Origin of the sequence: Streptomyces sp. NPDC020898, from assembly GCF_044333925.1 — a bacterium.
In the GTDB taxonomy this organism is placed as follows: domain Bacteria; phylum Actinomycetota; class Actinomycetes; order Streptomycetales; family Streptomycetaceae; genus Streptomyces.
Genome location: NZ_JBIRRV010000010.1, coordinates 267,801 through 283,251, shown reverse-complemented (window position 1 = coordinate 283,251; position 15,451 = coordinate 267,801). Strand labels below are relative to the sequence as shown.

Below are 15,451 nucleotides of genomic sequence, written 5' to 3'. Positions count from 1 at the left end.
GTCAGGGTGCCTGTTCTCTAATGTGAGATGTCCGGGGGATGGTGCCGCGAGAGGTGTGGTGCCCGGGCTGTCGGACGGCCTCCACCAGTTCGGTGCACAGAGCGGCCGTCTCCCGCGCGCTGCGCTCCCAGCTCCAGTCCTGCTCCATCAGCCGTCGCCGCAGCGCCGTGACCTCGGCGCTGCGGTCGGCGAGCAGACGCACCGCGCGCTCAGCCGTGTTCCGGACCGCCTCCGCGGTGTGCTCCGGGACGACCAGCCCGGTCCCGCGGGACGCGTCGGCGGTCAGATCCGTCACCGTGTCGCGCAGACCCCCGACGGGCGTGGTGAGGGGAATGGTGCCGTAGGCCATGGAGATCAGCTGGTTGAGCCCGCAGGGCTCCATCCGGGAGGGCATGGGAGAGAAGTCGGATCCCGCGTAGACCTGCCAGGCCAGACCCTGGTCGAACGCGGGGCTGTGGTGGACCGCGCCGGGGGCGGTCGCCATGAGGTCGGCGAGAGCCTTGAGGTGGACGTCGTCACCCGGCCCGACCACCACCAGTTGGGCTCGACCCGCCGTCACCAGCGGCTCCAGGCCCTCCAGCAGCAGATCGGTGCCCTTCTCCCACACGAGCCGCGAGCAGACGCCGAACAGGGCCACCGCTGGATCGGGTGTCAGCCCCAGCCGTCGCTGCAGAGCCCGTTTGTTCTCCCGCTTGCCCGCCTCCACGGTGGCGGGGGAGTACGGATGCGAGGCCCGGCCGGGTGTTCCCGGGTTCCAGATCCGGGTGTCCACTCCCGCGACGATCCCGGTCAGTTCCAGTCTGCCGAGGGCGTCGGCCAGCGCCGTTCCCGCGAGATCGTCCGTCAGTTCCCTCGCGTAGCCGGGACTTCCGGTCGTCGCCGCGTCCGCGGCCAGCAGGCCGGCCAGCAGCAGGCTCGGTGGTTCGCCGGTGCACCGGGTGAGCGAGTCGGCGTACTCGGGCGGAAGTCCCAGGGCGGGCAGCCGCTCGGGCGGGAGTTCACCCCGATAGTGGGCGCTGTGGATGTTGAGAAGCAGTGCCGGAGACTCCTTCGTACCCCGCTGCGCGCGCAGATGGGCCAGGGCCGCTCCGGACTGCCAGTCGTTGCCGTGGACCAGGTCGTAGTGCCGTCCGGACCTGTGTGCCCATTGCGCGGCGCCGCGACCGAAGAAAGCCGCACGATCCCCGGCGTCCGGGAACTCCACGTACAGCCCGTCGCGGTAGATGCCCTCGCGGTCGTACCACTCGTCCGCCCTGAGCAGAAGGACCTCCGGACCGTCGCCGGTACCGAGCAGTCTCTCGACGACCGGTTCGGTCACGACGCCGCCCACACTCGACTCCGGCAACCGCAGCACCGGTTCGGTCCGCAGCCCCTGCTCGCGCACCAGCCGCGGGTAGTACGGCAGGAACACGTCATGTACGAGCCCGTGCGCACGCTGAAGAGTGGCGGGCAGCGCCCGGGAGGTCAGCCCCAGCCCTCCCTCCGCGAAGAAGGGCGCCAGTTCCTGGGTCAGATAGAGACATCTCATGGCGTACGTCCCTGGATGTCGGCCGGTGTCAGCCAGATACCGAAGAGATGTAGGTCGGGGTTGAAGGGCAGGTCCACCCGGGCGCACACGACCGGCTCGGCGAGCCGGGCGGTGGCGTGCCACAGCCGGGGCCAGACGCTCGGTTCGGGGCGGCCCCCGGTGTCGTACAGGAAGTCGGCCTGCTGGTAACACCTCGCACCGGGCACGTGTCCACGGGTCAGGAAGTCGCCCAGTTGCAGGGCGACATCGGCGCCCTGTGTTCCCGTACCGGCGGGGTGGAGGCGGAACACTTCGCGGACCACTCCCTGGGTTCCGGCCCCGACCACATGGATCGCGATCACCGTCGGCTCGTCGCCGACCGACACTGTCTGACCCTCGCAGGTCACGTTGTCCGCTTCCCCTCGCCCGAAGCCCGAAGGCAACCGAAGCTCCCGCTCGTGCGGCTCCAGGGCATGGGCGGGAAAAGCACGTCCGAAGCCGTCGAAGCCGTCGGACGCCCCCGCACCCGGAGCCCAGCAGGCCGTGTTGTTGCGGTGTTCCGAGAGGTCCAGCGCCGGGCCGGTGATCCACGGCTGTGTGCCGGTCACAGCGCTGCTCCGGTACGGCCGGTCAGCTCTGCGGCGACGGCGGTGAGGTCGCGCAGCATACGTGCGAGGCGGGACTCCAGTTCGGACCGGAAGGCCGCGGCCCGGGGAGCCCCGGGAGCGAGGATGCCGATGCGCGTCATGAGGCCGTTCGCGACGACGAGGTCGCGGGCCGCCCGGCGGACGGCCTCCACCGTTTCGGCGGGCTGTGAGAGGAGTTCGAGGTGTCGGGCCAGCCAGCGCAGCGTGTGGTGGTACCAGAGCAGGCCCAGCGGCAGGGTACGGCCGAGGCGGTGCGGCGACGGGGCGTCGTCGCGTGGCCGGGTGCGGTCGCGTACGGCGTCCAGGTAGTCGTCGAGGCCTTTCGTGAGCGCCTCGACGAGCCCGGTCCCGCTGATCCATCGGCCGGCCTGACCGGCCAACTCGTCTGCCAGCCGCCGGAGTTCGGCGGTCGGCTCGGGTGCGGGCCGCTCCGGTGGGCGTGAACTCGCGGTGACCTCCACCCACGACTGGCCGTGGTTGTCCGCGTACATGGCCGCCCTGACCTCGGCGAGCGGGACTCTGGCGTCGAAGAAGACCTCTTCACCCGCGTCCAGCAGACGTACGGTTTCCGCCTTCGGGTCGAGGTCCCGCAGGACGACGGTGTGCAGGTCGTGGCTTCGGCCGTACGCGGGCCAGTAGTAGGGCAGATGAAAGGGGTCCGCGGCGGCCGCGACGGTCTGACCACGACCCATGGCGCGCTCCGCCGCCTCCCAGGACGCCGCTCCGTCCACCCGGTGCCGGTCCAGCGGAAGGTCCCAGCGGTCGAAGGCCACGGACAGTACCGACAGCGGATCGCCGAAGACCAGCAGACCGCTGTCGTCCAGCCATGCCCCCGTGAGAGCACTTCCTCCGATGACGGCCACCGGGTCCGCCCGCTCGTCCGTGGACTTCAGGAGGACTGCGAACGCCGCGTGATAACAACTCGCATCGGTGAACTCCGGGCCCTCGGTCACTGTCCCCCGCCCTCGGTCGGCTCGTGTGGCAGTCGACGGCACAGCCGTCCACGAGGGAGGAGCACCGCCGGGTTGCCCGCCCGCAGACTGGTCGGTACGACCGGCAGGGCCACGGGCGACGCTACCGACGGGCAGGGGAGACCGACAAGGAGCCGCTTCGGGTATAGCCCCTTGTCCACCACTCGGGCCGCGCTTTGGCGGCGGTCCAAGCTCTCCGCGGTGACCGCGTCGCCAGAGGTCGGAGCCGGTTGTACCGCCGGGCGGGCCTGCTCCCGAGGACCGACGGCGCCGGTCCGCGGCCGGTCCGCGGCCGTACGGTGCCTGTGCGGGGCCTCGCTCGCGCCGGCCCCGCACTGCCGCGCCGAGGCTCGTCCGCCGCCCGGACATGCGTGGGTCCGGGGCCGCACCTCCCTCGCGCCCACTAGTACACAGGAGCTGCCGACATGCTGACGCACCGTCATCCCACCGGGCCGCCGGGTGAGGAGCAGACCGAGGACTCCGACGAGATGGCGGGGGACAGCGCCGGCCTTTTCCGCCTGGTAGGTGACGTCCGCGCGGGGCGGCGCAGCACGCGGCGCGGCATCGGTCCGGCGCTCGCCAACCAGGAACTAGCCCGCGTCCTGCGGGACCAGGACACGCTGCTGCGGCCCGCTCCACGGAATTCGGTCTTCACCTGGGACAGCCCGCACTCAGAGGTCCGCTTCCTGCCACGGGAGCGACTGCTGTCCGACGCGGAGCGTGCGGCCGCGCTGCGCGCGTTCACCGGCGTGCTCCGGACCGGGGAGTTCACCAGCGGATCAGGAGTGAGCGCGTTCGAGGAGGCGCTGACGGACTTTCTCGGCGTACCGCATGCTGTGGCCACCAGCAGCGGCACCGACGCACTGATCATCGTGCTCCGTGCGCTGGGCGTCGGACCTGGTGACGAGGTCGTTATGCCCGCCAACAGCTTCGCGGCCACCGAGAACGCGGTCCTGGCCTGCGGGGCAGAGCCGGTGCTCGCCGACGTCGACTCCCACTACACCCTGGCCCCGGCTGCCGTGGAAGCGCGGATCACCGCGCGGACCAAGGCCGTACTGCCTGTGCATCTGCACGGGAAACTGGCCGACATGGGCGGGCTGCGGGCGGTCTGCGAGCGGCACGGCCTCCTTCTTGTCGAGGACGCTTGCCAGGCGATGGGGGGCACGGGTGTGGCACAGCACGCGGACGCGGCAGTACTGAGTTTCAACCCTTACAAAAACTTCGGGGTCTGCGGAAAGGCGGGAGCAGTCGTCACCCGCTCTCCGGAACTGGCGCACAGATGCCGAGTCGTGAGCTATCACGGGTTCGCGCCGGGGTCGAAGAACGTGAAGGCCGAACTCTTCGGATTCAACTCGGGAATGGACAACACCCAGGCGGAGATAGCGCTCGGACTGCTGCCGTTCCTGAGCCTCAACAACTTCCGCCGGATGTTCCTGGCAGCCCGCTACCTGGACGCCCTCGCCCCCCTGGCTGAATCGGGAACCCTGGGCCTCCCGGAGTTGACCCCCGACCACGTCTGGCACCTGTTCCCGGTCCAGGTGGAGCTCGCCGCGGGCGGGCGGGACCTTCTGAGAGAACGGCTGTGGGCTCGGCACGGCGTGGAGACCGATATCTACTACCCGGTCCTGACCCACCAGCAGAAGCCGTACGCCCACCGTGGCAGGGTGCCGGTTTCCGCTCTCCCCCGGACCGAGCACCTCCACTCCCGGGTACTGCATCTTCCCTTGCACAACGCTCTGTCGATCGCGGAGCAGGACCGCGTCATCGAGGCCTTCTACGAATGCGTACGTCATGCCGAATAGGCGTCCGTCCGAACTGCCTCCTCCCGGCCCGGGCGGAGTGAGAGGCGCGGTGTTCTCGGACTTCGACGAGACCTATCTCGCGCATGAGCCGAGCCGAGAACAGCGCAGGGATCTGGCGGAGCTGGAGGATCTCCTGCTCGACCTCGCCGGACAGGGCCGTCTGCTGTTCGGGTGGGTCACGGGCAGTTCGCTGAGCTCCGTGATGTCCAGGGTCGAGCGCCATCGGCTCGGAGTCCTGCCGCATTTCCTGGCCAGTTCGCTGGGAACCGAGCTGACCTTCTTCACAGGCGGTCAGGGCCGCCGGGATCCACAGTGGCACCGGCGGATGCGCGAGAGCGGATACACGAAGCAGGCCGTCACGCGGGTGGTCGAGGAGCTGCACGAGGCCGACGTCGTGCTGCGCCCGCAGGGCGGGCAGGAGCGGACCGAGTTCCTGGACAGCTACTACTACACCTCGCTCGGTGAGCGACCGGACGCCGTCGCGGTACGGAACATCGAGCTGGCCTGCCGTCGCCATGGGCTCGGGGTGAGCGTCAGCCGGTGCAATCCGAAGGCCGGGGACCCCGACGGTTCCTTCGACGTCGACTTCATCCCGCGCGGTGGTGGAAAGCGGGCAGTCGTTGACCACCTGTGCCACCGGTTCGCCCCGGTCCGTTCCCTCGCCTTCGGCGACAGCGGGAACGACATCGAGATGCTGAGAGGCGTGCACCGCGGACTCCTGGTGGCGAACGCGACGGCGGACGCCCGGGTGGCACACCCCCACGTGGCATCGCACTCCTACGCGGCTGCGATCCGACACACGATCCAGAGCATCCCCGAGTTGTTCTCGGAAGGGGGAACGCATTCATGCGGGTAGGAATAGTGGGGGCGGGGAACATCGCCTCCGCGCACATGCGCGCCGTCCAGGACAGCGCCGAGGCGGAACTGGTGGGCCTCCACGACATCGACGAGGGCCGCGCCCTGGCGACCGCGGCCGCCTTCGGATGCCGGACCTTCCGTTCCGCCGAGAGTCTGTACCGCGACGTCGACGCCGTTGTCGTCGCCTCGCCCAACCACACCCACGCCAAGATCGTCACAGACGCCCTGCACGCGGGCAGACACGTCCTGTGCGAGAAGCCGATGGCCGTCTCGACCGCCGAAGCGCAGAACATGGTCGAAGCCGCTCGGCGCGCCGGTCTCAGCTGCGGCATGGGCTTCAACTACCGGTTCCTGGAGGTGGTTCAGCGCATACGCGGGGCCATGGCATCCGGGCAGCTGGGCACGCCGCTGCTGGTGCAGGCCGGATTCCGCCGGAGCAGCGCGCTGACCCGCTCCACCTTCACCTGGCGTGACGGCAGCCTGGGCAGATCGACCAGCGGTGCCCTGGGTGACCTGGGCATCCATCTGATCGACCTGCTGCACTTTCTGTTTCGCAGCGAGCTGGACACGACGTCCTGCGTGTCCTCCCTTCGCACGCACGTACCGGAGAAGGAGGGACGCATGGTCGATGTCGACGATCACGCCTTTGTCGCCGGCAGGCTGGACAACGGCGTGTACGTCCAGCTGACCGCGTCGAAGTCAGCGCCCCTGGAGGAAGCCGGCCTGTCGATCAAGGTCGTCGGCACCCGGGGCGAGTTCGTCTACCACTCCCGCGCTCCCCGGCTCCTTCGGGTGAGGTCGGACATCGACTGGCGCCACGAGGAGTTGGCCGCAGCCGGCCACTTCCCCGACCCGGCCGGGGAAGTGGCCGGCTGGGCCGACTCCTTCCGCCTCCAGTTCAAGGAGTGGACCGACATGGTCGTCCACGGCAAGGAGAGCGGCTGGCTCGCCGGGTTCGAGGACGGACTGCGGGCTCAGCGGGTGCTCGGAACACTGCTGGACCGATCGCGGTAGCTCATCGACAGCACTCGCGCAGGACTTCCGCCAGTGCCCGCACGGATGCCGAGGCCGTCAGTCGCTCCAGGGACACCGCCTTGCCGTCCGGACCGGACACCGGCAGTTGCCAGTTCGGGTAGGAGCCGAACACCCCGGGAAGGTTCGGCGAGCGCAGATCTCCCACACTGTCCGGCAACCACACGCACACGAGGCCCGCCGGGGTGCGCAGCAGAAAGCGGTGCAGAGCCAGGGCGAGGCCGTCCGTGTCCTCGACATCGGCGGGAAGCAGCTCCTCGTGACGCAGTGCCTCAAGCCACTCGCCCCGTTCGGCGGCGGCGGCCGACCGCGCCTCACCGAACGGGCCGGGGAGCATCCCGTGCCGGTGCTGCTGATCCACGTGGCGGCCCGTCAACCGGCTCGCGGTACTGGGCAGATCGTGATTGGTGAGCGCGGCCAGACAGGAACGCCGCCACTCGGACGCCGGACGTGGCACCGAACCGCCCTGTCCGTCGGAGCGGCGCTCCATCCAGAGGATCGAGGTCCCCATGATTCCTCTGTCGCTCAACTGCTCGCGCACTCCGGTCTCCACCGTGCCGAGATCCTCCCCGATCACCGGGACACCGGCCCGGTGCGCTTCGAGCGTCAGGACGGCGAGCATGGCCTCGTGGTCGTAGTGCACATACGTGCCCTCGCCGACCGGGTACCCCTCCGGCACCCACCAGAGCCGGAACAGCCCCATCGCGTGGTCGAGCCGGAGAGCCCCGGCATGGCGCAGCACGCTCCGCAGAACCGTCGCGTACGGCGCGTATCCCTCGGCGGCGAGCATGTCAGGACGCCAGGGAGGCAGGCACCAGTCCTGTCCCCGGGCGTTGAAGACGTCCGGCGGCGCGCCGACCGAGATCCCGGAGGCGATGCACCGCCGGAGAGCCCATGCCTCGGCGCCACTCGGGTGAACCCCGACAGCGAGATCGTGGATGACGCCCATCGGCATCCCGGCTGCGAGCGCGGCCCGCTGCACGCCCGCCAGCTGCTCATCGGTGACCCAGGCCAACCAGCGATGGAACTCGACGTCCTCCTCGTACTGCTCGCGGGCGCGCACGACGTCGGCGCTGTGGACGTCCGAGAGCGCGCCGGGCCAGTTCCGCCAGTCCGGCCCGTGTCTGCCGGCGAGCGCGCACCAGGTGGCGTACGTGTCGAGCCGCTGACCCCGCTCCTCCCTGAACGACGCGTACGCGACGGCGCGTTCGGGGGTCAGACCGGTCCGGTGGATGGCTCGTAACGCCTGGCTCTTGAGGTCCCAGACCTGATCGCGTTCGATTAGCCCGTCCCCCCGGAGTACGTCCTCTCGCAGCCCGGCGGCCGTGGCGTTCAGCTGGTTGATGACGGAACGGGTGCCGGCATCGAGTCCCCGGTACTCCGGCACGGCGTCGACCCGGATGTGCACCGGGTCCGCGAAGCTCCGGTCGGACGGCCAGTACGGCGAGTGGTCGGCGAAGGAAGCGGGCAACATCGCGTGCAACGGGTTGACCACGACGAATCCGGCGCCGAGCGTCCGCCCCGCCCAGCTCGCGAGGCCGGCCAGATCGGAGAGATCACCCATCCCCCAGGACTCCTCGGACAACAGGGAGTACAGGTGGGCCGCGAACCCCCAGAGCCGCCGGGTCGGTTCGGCGATCCGCCTGGGGCAGACGATCAGCGCCGCCGCGTCACGGCGCTCGCCGAGCCGCGCGTGAAGACGGTGGTAGCCGAGCGGAACCCGCTCCAGGATGTGCCTCGGTTCGCCTTCCACCTGCCGGGGAGGGACAGCCAGCGTGCCGCCGTCCTCCAGCTCGATCCACACGTGAGCCGAGCCCGGTACGCCAAGAGTGACGGGACTTCCCTCGCGCAGCACCACGCAGCCCCCGAGCAGTCTTTCCGCGGCACGCCGCCGTTGTGCGGCGATCGCCCCGGTGATCGCCTCCGGTGTGCCGGCGTCGACCCCCAGAGAACCGAGGACCGCCACCAGGGTGCGCGCGGGCACCTGAAGCAGGACGCCCTCCTCGGTCCGGTACTCGCTGTCGACCTTGTGGAGCTGAGCCAGTTCCCTGAGGTTCACCGGCACGGTGGCGGCCTCAGCCGCGATCGGACGGGGCACGAGGTCTCCTGAAGATCGAACGGGGCATTGCCCTTCAGTCTCGGACCTGGGAGGCGGAGAAGGGACCTCCCCTTTGGGGCATACCACTTCGGCCGAGCGGATGCCGTCCGGCTGTGACCAGTGCGCGAAGGCCGGGGTACAGCGCGGGTCCGGCGGCGATGACGCCGTCGTCGAACGGCAGGGCGATGCCGCCGGCCTCGGTCACGATGAGCTCGCCCGCGGCCCGGTCCCAGAGGGCGAGTTCGTCCTCGTAGCAGGCATCGCACCGGCCGGCCGCGACCCAGGCCAGATCCAGCGCGGCGCTGCCGCTGCTGCGGATGTCGCGCACCGCCGGCAGCAGGGCGGGGAGGACGGCCGCCTGGCGGGCCCGCGCCCCGGAGCGGTACGAGAAGCCGGTGGTGACCAGTGCCGAGGAGAGACCGACGGGGTTGTTGACCGACAGCGGCTCGCCGTTCAGCCGGGAGCCCTGGCCGCGGGCCGCCGTGAACATCTCGTCCCGGGCCACGTCGTACACGACACCGACGATCGTCTGCCAGCCGTCACCGTCCGCCCGCTGGCATGCGATGCTCACGGCGGAATGCGGGATGCCGTACAGGTAGTTGACCGTGCCGTCCAGCGGGTCGACCACCCAGCGCAGTCCACTGCGTGAGGTTCTCTCGGCGCCCTCCTCTCCCAGGAGGCCGTCCGCGGGGCGTTCGGAGGTGAGGAGGCCGACCACTGCCGACTCGCTGGCCAGGTCCGCGTCCGTGACGGGGTCGGTGGGCGAGGACTTGGCGCCGGTCTGCACGAAACTGTGGACCCGGCGCAGGAGTTCGCCGCCACCCAGCCGGGCCGCTCGCACCGCGAGATCCAGCAGGGCGGGGGCAGGGGCGGGGGCAGGGGAATGGGACAAGGGTGTGCCTTTCGTCGTTCACTTCTCAATCGATCAGGACGCGCATCCACCGGCGACGCAGCACTCTGATTCCGCTGATGAAGAACCGGGCGATCTCCTCGGCGTTGATGGCCAGGAACACCAGCGGGAACGGGACGTCCCACACAAGCGTCATCAGGGCGGTCAGCGGCACCGCCAGCGCCCACTGGGTGAGCAGGTCCACCCGGAGGACGAACAAGGTGTCTCCGCCCGCGCGCAGCAGACCGTTCTGGACGGTGATGTTCATCGCCCGGAAGACGAAGACGGCTCCCAGCACGAGAGCGGTGTCGCGGGCGACGTCGAGTGTCGCGGGGCCGACCCCGTCGTAGAGCACCGGCAGCCAGAAGTACGCCGACATCAGGAGGAGGCCGGTGATCAGTGCGATGCCCGCCGTCCAGACCAGGAGTGCCTTGCTCAGGTTCCAGGTCCGCTCCGGGTCCCGTTCGCCCAGGCTGCCGCCGACCATGACGCCGGCCGCTGTGGAGACGCCGATGAAGACGGCTATGGCGAACGACTCGAGCGGGTTGACCATGGACAGCACGGCCAGCTCCATGGTGCCCGCCCTGCCCACCAGGATGCTGTAGGCCAGGATGCCCAGTGCCCAGGAGGTGGAGCTGAGGGAGACCGGCACGCCGACCCGGCGGATCTTCGTGAGGATCCCGTCCTTGACGCCGTCGACGATGTCGCGGAGCCGGAAGGCCATGACGTTCCGGGTCAGGTACACATAGCCCGCGAGTAACAGCGCCTCTACGCAGGTGCTGGCCAGGGTGGCCCAGGCGGCGCCCCGGACGCCGTACGCGGACAGACCCCAGTGGCCGAAAATGAGCGCGTAGGCGAGCAGGAGGTGCAGGACGACCCCCACGAGCGCGCAGCTGGCGGCGACTCTGGCCTGGCCCACGCACCGAAGGGCGGCCGCCAGCGACGAGATGACCGCGAAGGGCATGATCATCCCGATGACGGCCCTGATGTACTGCGAACCCAGGTCGACCACCCGAGGGTCTTCCGTGGCCACGGCGACCATCGGCTCGGCCCAGAGCAGACAGGCCGTGCAGGAGACCGCGGCGATGCCGAGAGTGATGGCCGTGGTCAGCGCGGTCGCCCGGCGGGCCCGTGCCATGGCACCGCTGCCGCGGAACTGGGCGATGATCACAGCACCGCCGTCGGCCATGCCCAAGGTGGCGAGCATGACCACGAAGACGACGCGGCTGCCGTAGCCGATGGCGGCGATCTCGTCGGTGCCGAGGCGGGCCACCAGAACGGTGTCGACCATGGTGCGGGACGTCGACATCAGGGCCTGGAGGGTGACCGGTACCGCGGTGGCGACCAGTGCGGAGATGAACGCTCTGTCCCGCGCCAGCCGTAAACCGCCGCGGTCGACGGTGGCGGCCGGCACGGTCTCACCCATGAAGATCCCGGGAGATCGGCTCGGTGATCGCGAAGTCGCTGAACCGACCGGTGAACCCCGCCCGTTGGGGAGAGCAGGACATGACGCCGACCTGGCAGGTCACCGGCAGCGGCAGATACCCGAGCCGCAGCAGCTGCCACTCCCCGCCCGTCGTCAGGTACTGGACCCGGACCGCGGTGCCGTGCCGGGTCATCCGCAGCGTGATCTCGTCGCCGACCTCGGGCGTCGCGACCACGGACCAGTCGGAGTGGTCCCGGGTGATCACGCAGCTGAGGTGGGCTCGGCCGTCGGTGAATTCGACGCCGGTCTTGATCCAGTTGGCCTGGTCGACCCTCAGCATCAGTCCCATCTGGTCGTAGAGCGTCTCGTACTCCCCGGCCAGCGTGACCTGCGCGGTGAAGTCACCGGTCACCTCCCTTGCGAGAAAGTGTCCGTCGTCGCGGATGAAGTCGTAGAAGGTCTCCCGCCAGAAATCGGTTCTGTCGGCGGTGGTGACGACCAGGGTGCCTTCGTTCACGGACCAGCGGGGCGGCTCGTTCAGCCACTGCATGTCATCGAACACGTGGGCCCTCCAGAAGCGGGTCGGGACGACTGACTCGGGGTCAGGCGGTGAGGTGCGGCTCCTCTTCCACGGGCCCGGCAACAGCCTTCGCCACGCGGTCGGCCTCACCCAGGATGATCTTCCGGTATTCGTCGGACAGCCGTGCCACCGGGGGCAGCACGTAGCAGGTGTCGATGCTCTGGTCGGAGAAGGGCAGGGCCAGCCCCGCGATCGGGAGCACCTCCGGCCGCACATGGGCGTCGAACCGGACGCCCAGGCCGGCCGGGAGACGGGTCTGCCCGGCGTCGACGACCGCACCGATCACCAGAACGCTCTCTCCGCCCACCTCGCCCGCGACCACGGCGAGCCCGTGGTCGTCGGCTCCGAGGACGGCCGCCAGCTCCCGCCTGAAGTCGATCACCTTGCCGTTGGCCTCGAAGTCACCGAAGGCCGCGGCGAGTTCCACCTCGGCCCCCGGCCACTTCCGAACGAAGCGACGGTAGTTGAGCTTCTCCGTCGTGCGGTTTCCCGCGATGCTGCGGGTGTGCGGCAGATGGATGCCGTACACATCCTGGGCCATCACCAGCGGTGTCCCGGTGGCACAGATGCGGTGGGCCCATTCGAGGTCCTCCACGCCGTATCCACGGAAGTCCTCGTCGAAGTAGAGGTCGTGCTCCCGGACCAGCGCGGTCGGCAGCGCGATCAGAGCGGTCCAGGCGAAGGCCCAGGGGATGACGTGGTCGACGTGCATCCGCATGTCCAGCCGGACCCCGTCCGCCGCGTCGAGCTCGGCCAGCTGCTCCCGGTAGTGGCTGAACGGCCTGACGTCGACGGTGTCGACATCGCTGTTGTTGTTGTCGTAGCCGATCATCTGGCCGATGACGCAGACGTTCTGGCCGTGGGCGAAGTGCTTTTGATAGAGGTTCTCCAGGAACCGCGGTGGCAGCGCCATGTCCACGTCCAGCTGGAGCGTCACCTGTCCGGAAGCCTGCCGCATGGCCAGGTTTCTGGCCTTGGTGATCTGCCACTCGTCGGCGGACAGCACGGAGACGATGGTGAGACGGTCCGTGAACTCCCGGCACAGGGCGACGTACTCCGGCGAGTACTCCATGGCCCCGACCAGCACCTCGAACCGGGACCTGTCCAGAGTCTGTTCGGCCAGCGACTCGAAACAGAGCCGGATGTTGTCCAGCCGCTGCTTGTACGGGATGACGATGCTGAACTTCATGGCGCTCACTCGGAGCTTCCCGCGGACGCGATGTCGAAGAGAACCTTGCAGCTCGCCGAACGCGTCGTCGTCATCGACTTGTTCTCGATGTCGCACCCGAGGGTGGCGAGTCCATCGGCGAAGTCGGACAGCGGCATCACGTGGCTCACCAGTCGCTCGGCAGGAACGCGTCCGCTGGTGATGAGGTGGAACGCCTCCAGGAAGGAACCGTGGAGGGAGTCGATCGAACCGATCACCGACAGGCTGCGGTCAGCCAGGTGCATGCCGTCGATCGTGAACTCCTTCTCCTTCAGGCCGATCGACATGAAGGTGCCACCGCACGCCATCAGCGGATAGAGCTCCTCCAGCAGTCCCGAGGTGGTGTCGACGACGACGTCGAGTGGTGCGTCGGGATCGTTGAAGTGGCCGGACCTGGCCTCCGCCAAGGAGGCGTAGGCGGCTGCTCCGACCGGGAGGCGGCTTCGCGCGAACGCGAGGCGTTCGGGCGAGGTCTCGATCACGGCGGAGGCGAGACCCTTCAGGCTCAGGGCCCAGGCGTACAGCAGCCCGAGCGGTCCGGCCCCGAAGACATAGGTGTGAGCGGCCATCGTCGGCGGCTGGATCTTGCGCACTCCGGACACCACACAGCTGAGGGGCTCGGTCAGGGCCGCTGCCTGGAGCGACACGTGATCGGGGATCACGTGGACGAATTCCGACGTGGTCAGGAAGCGGTCGGCGAAGGCACCGTCGTAACTGACGCCGCTCTCGGTGCCCATCTTGTTGACGCAGTGGTTGATCCGCTGCGTACGGCACATCCTGCACCGTCCGCAGTACGGCGTCGGGTTGATGACCACTCGGTCCCCGACCTTGACGTTCGTGACGGCCGCCCCGCACTCGGCCACGACACCCGTCGCCTCGTGCCCGAGGGTCACGCCGGGAACGGCGATCGGGTACGAGCCCGACACGATGCCGAGGTCCGTTCCGCATATTCCGCAGAACTTGATGTCGACGACCACGTCGTCGGGGCCGGAGGCATGGAGGTCGGGGACCTCCTCAAGTGCGACGTTCCAAGCGCCGTGGTACTTGAGAGCTCGCATGCGGATTACTCACTTTCCAGTTGACGAAGAGACGATCGGAGTGAATCGAGGACGTCCTGTACTTCTGCCTCGGAGATGGTGAGCGGAGGTCTGACCTTCACCGTGTTGCCGAACCCGTACCGACTTCCACGGACGATCACGCCGTTCTCCCGCGAGACAGCGATAAATCGGGACATGTCGGCAGCTGTGGGAAGGTCGAATGCGAGCATCAGCCCGATTCCCTTGACATTGCTGACGCACCGGAAGTCCGCCGAGAGTTCGGTCAGTCCGTCCCTGAGTACCTTGGACACCAGCGCCACATTGTCGAGGACTCGGTGGTCCCTGATGTACTTCACCGTTGCCTCAAGGGCGACCAGGGCCAGCGGATTCGCTCCCGAGGTGGTGGAATGCTCCCAGGGTTCGAGGACGTCGAGTTCCTTGCGCATGAGCACGCCGGCGACGGGGATACCGATACCTCCCGCCCCCTTGGCGAACGTGATGATGTCGGGCCTCAGTTCCTTCGCGAATCCATTGGACGCGAAGAACGTGCCGGTTCTGCCGAACCCGGTCTGTACCTCGTCGGCGATGATGAGGATGCCGTGCCGGTCGCAGATCTCCCGCAATACGGAGTAGTATTCGACGGGCGGTGTGATGTTGCCGCCGTTACCGAGGACGGGTTCGACGATGACCGCGGCGACCCGTCCGCTCGACGCGAACTCGACGAAGTCCTCGAGTCGCCGGGCGCACAGCATGCCGCAGCTCTCCGGCACCTGGCGGTAGAAGCAGTTGGCACAGTCGGGCGCCGGTATCTTCAGGGAGCCCGCGAACGGGAGGGTGAAGCTGCGCTGCCGGAACGCGTTTCCGGACATCCCGGTGGCCGTGATGCTCTGGCCGTGGTGGGAGAGGAACAGGGAGACGATGTCTGTTTTCCCGGTGGCCTTCTGGGCCATACGGACGGCGCATTCGTTGGCCGTCGAGCCGGTGAGGTCCCTGAACCAGTAGCTCTCGATATGGTCCGGCAGGAACTCGCGCAAGAGTTCGAAGATCTCCCGGGATTTCGGTCCGGTCAGGTCCGAGGACAGGTGCGCGCACCTGTCCAGCTGCGCGTGTACGGCTTCGGTGACTTCAGGCAGTGCATATCCGAGGGAGACATTGAATGTCCCGGAAGCGCAGTCAATGTACTTCTTTCCCTCGATATAAAGATGGACGCCACTCCCTGTATGGGACTCCAGCGGGGCAGGTCCTGCTTCGGTAGCTGATTTCACATGCTTCCTCTGCTCGAACGGCGAAACCCGTAAGGGGTCAGGCTTCCAAAACGCTACGAGTGCCGGATACACGGGCCATTTCGGCGTGCGAGTAGGTGGAATGTATGTCGGACATGTCCTGGCACTCGGCGA

The 15,451-nt window shown here is 68.7% G+C and carries 13 protein-coding genes; 3 read left to right on the top strand and 10 right to left on the bottom strand.

Annotated features, from left to right (window positions below; translation table 11 throughout):
- Nucleotide 1 precedes the first annotated feature (1 nt).
- Genes ACH4TV_RS29845 through ACH4TV_RS29835 form a run of 3 tightly spaced genes read right to left on the bottom strand, consistent with a single transcriptional unit; the run spans nucleotide 2 to nucleotide 3,107 of the window.
- Nucleotides 2–1,528, bottom strand: a complete 1,527-nt coding sequence (locus ACH4TV_RS29845) for a glycogen synthase (protein ID WP_398403431.1) — start codon at nucleotides 1,526–1,528, stop codon at nucleotides 2–4.
- Nucleotides 1,525–2,115, bottom strand: coding sequence for a hypothetical protein (locus ACH4TV_RS29840; RefSeq protein ID WP_398403429.1), 591 nt, complete (start codon nucleotides 2,113–2,115; stop codon nucleotides 1,525–1,527). Before ACH4TV_RS29840 ends, ACH4TV_RS29845 begins: the two co-directional genes overlap by 4 nt.
- Nucleotides 2,112–3,107 (bottom strand): hypothetical protein, encoded by a 996-nt coding sequence (locus tag ACH4TV_RS29835; protein WP_398403427.1) that lies wholly within the window; start codon nucleotides 3,105–3,107, stop codon nucleotides 2,112–2,114. The genes ACH4TV_RS29840 and ACH4TV_RS29835 overlap by 4 nt, the downstream gene beginning before the upstream one ends.
- Before the next feature lie 443 nt (nucleotides 3,108–3,550).
- Between ACH4TV_RS29835 and ACH4TV_RS29830 the strand changes: the two genes are divergently transcribed.
- The 3 genes from ACH4TV_RS29830 to ACH4TV_RS29820 are packed head-to-tail and all read left to right on the top strand — an operon-like array spanning nucleotide 3,551 to nucleotide 6,799.
- Entirely contained in the window at nucleotides 3,551–4,927 is a 1,377-nt protein-coding gene (locus tag ACH4TV_RS29830; RefSeq protein WP_398403425.1) for a DegT/DnrJ/EryC1/StrS family aminotransferase, read from the top strand.
- Complete coding sequence (locus ACH4TV_RS29825) at nucleotides 4,917–5,783, top strand: HAD-IIB family hydrolase (protein WP_398403423.1); 867 nt, start codon at nucleotides 4,917–4,919, stop codon at nucleotides 5,781–5,783. The genes ACH4TV_RS29830 and ACH4TV_RS29825 overlap by 11 nt, the downstream gene beginning before the upstream one ends.
- On the top strand, nucleotides 5,774–6,799 hold the full coding sequence (locus ACH4TV_RS29820; RefSeq protein ID WP_398403421.1) for a Gfo/Idh/MocA family protein: 1,026 nt from the start codon (nucleotides 5,774–5,776) through the stop codon (nucleotides 6,797–6,799). Before ACH4TV_RS29825 ends, ACH4TV_RS29820 begins: the two co-directional genes overlap by 10 nt.
- Before the next feature lies 1 nt (nucleotide 6,800).
- Here the strand turns inward: ACH4TV_RS29820 and malQ are convergent, their stop codons facing one another.
- From malQ to ACH4TV_RS29785, 7 genes are read right to left on the bottom strand one after another with little or no spacing between them, the layout of a single operon-like run.
- Nucleotides 6,801–8,915, bottom strand: a complete 2,115-nt coding sequence (gene malQ / locus ACH4TV_RS29815; RefSeq protein ID WP_398403419.1) for a 4-alpha-glucanotransferase — start codon at nucleotides 8,913–8,915, stop codon at nucleotides 6,801–6,803.
- 34 nt (nucleotides 8,916–8,949) lie between these two features.
- Complete coding sequence (locus ACH4TV_RS29810; RefSeq protein WP_398403417.1) at nucleotides 8,950–9,807, bottom strand: inositol monophosphatase family protein; 858 nt, start codon at nucleotides 9,805–9,807, stop codon at nucleotides 8,950–8,952.
- A 25-nt stretch (nucleotides 9,808–9,832) separates the two neighbouring features.
- Nucleotides 9,833–11,230 carry an MATE family efflux transporter gene (locus ACH4TV_RS29805; RefSeq protein ID WP_398403415.1) on the bottom strand — a complete coding sequence of 466 codons (1,398 nt, stop codon included), beginning with the start codon at nucleotides 11,228–11,230 and terminating at the stop codon, nucleotides 9,833–9,835.
- Complete coding sequence (locus ACH4TV_RS29800) at nucleotides 11,223–11,792, bottom strand: DUF1349 domain-containing protein (protein WP_398403413.1); 570 nt, start codon at nucleotides 11,790–11,792, stop codon at nucleotides 11,223–11,225. The genes ACH4TV_RS29805 and ACH4TV_RS29800 overlap by 8 nt, the downstream gene beginning before the upstream one ends.
- Nucleotides 11,793–11,832: 40 nt before the next feature.
- Nucleotides 11,833–12,999, bottom strand: a complete 1,167-nt coding sequence (locus ACH4TV_RS29795) for a glycosyltransferase (protein ID WP_398403574.1) — start codon at nucleotides 12,997–12,999, stop codon at nucleotides 11,833–11,835.
- 5 nt (nucleotides 13,000–13,004) lie between these two features.
- Complete coding sequence (locus ACH4TV_RS29790; RefSeq protein WP_398403411.1) at nucleotides 13,005–14,075, bottom strand: zinc-binding dehydrogenase; 1,071 nt, start codon at nucleotides 14,073–14,075, stop codon at nucleotides 13,005–13,007.
- 5 nt (nucleotides 14,076–14,080) lie between these two features.
- Nucleotides 14,081–15,391, bottom strand: coding sequence for an aspartate aminotransferase family protein (locus ACH4TV_RS29785; protein ID WP_398403409.1), 1,311 nt, complete (start codon nucleotides 15,389–15,391; stop codon nucleotides 14,081–14,083).
- Nucleotides 15,392–15,451 lie beyond the last annotated feature (60 nt).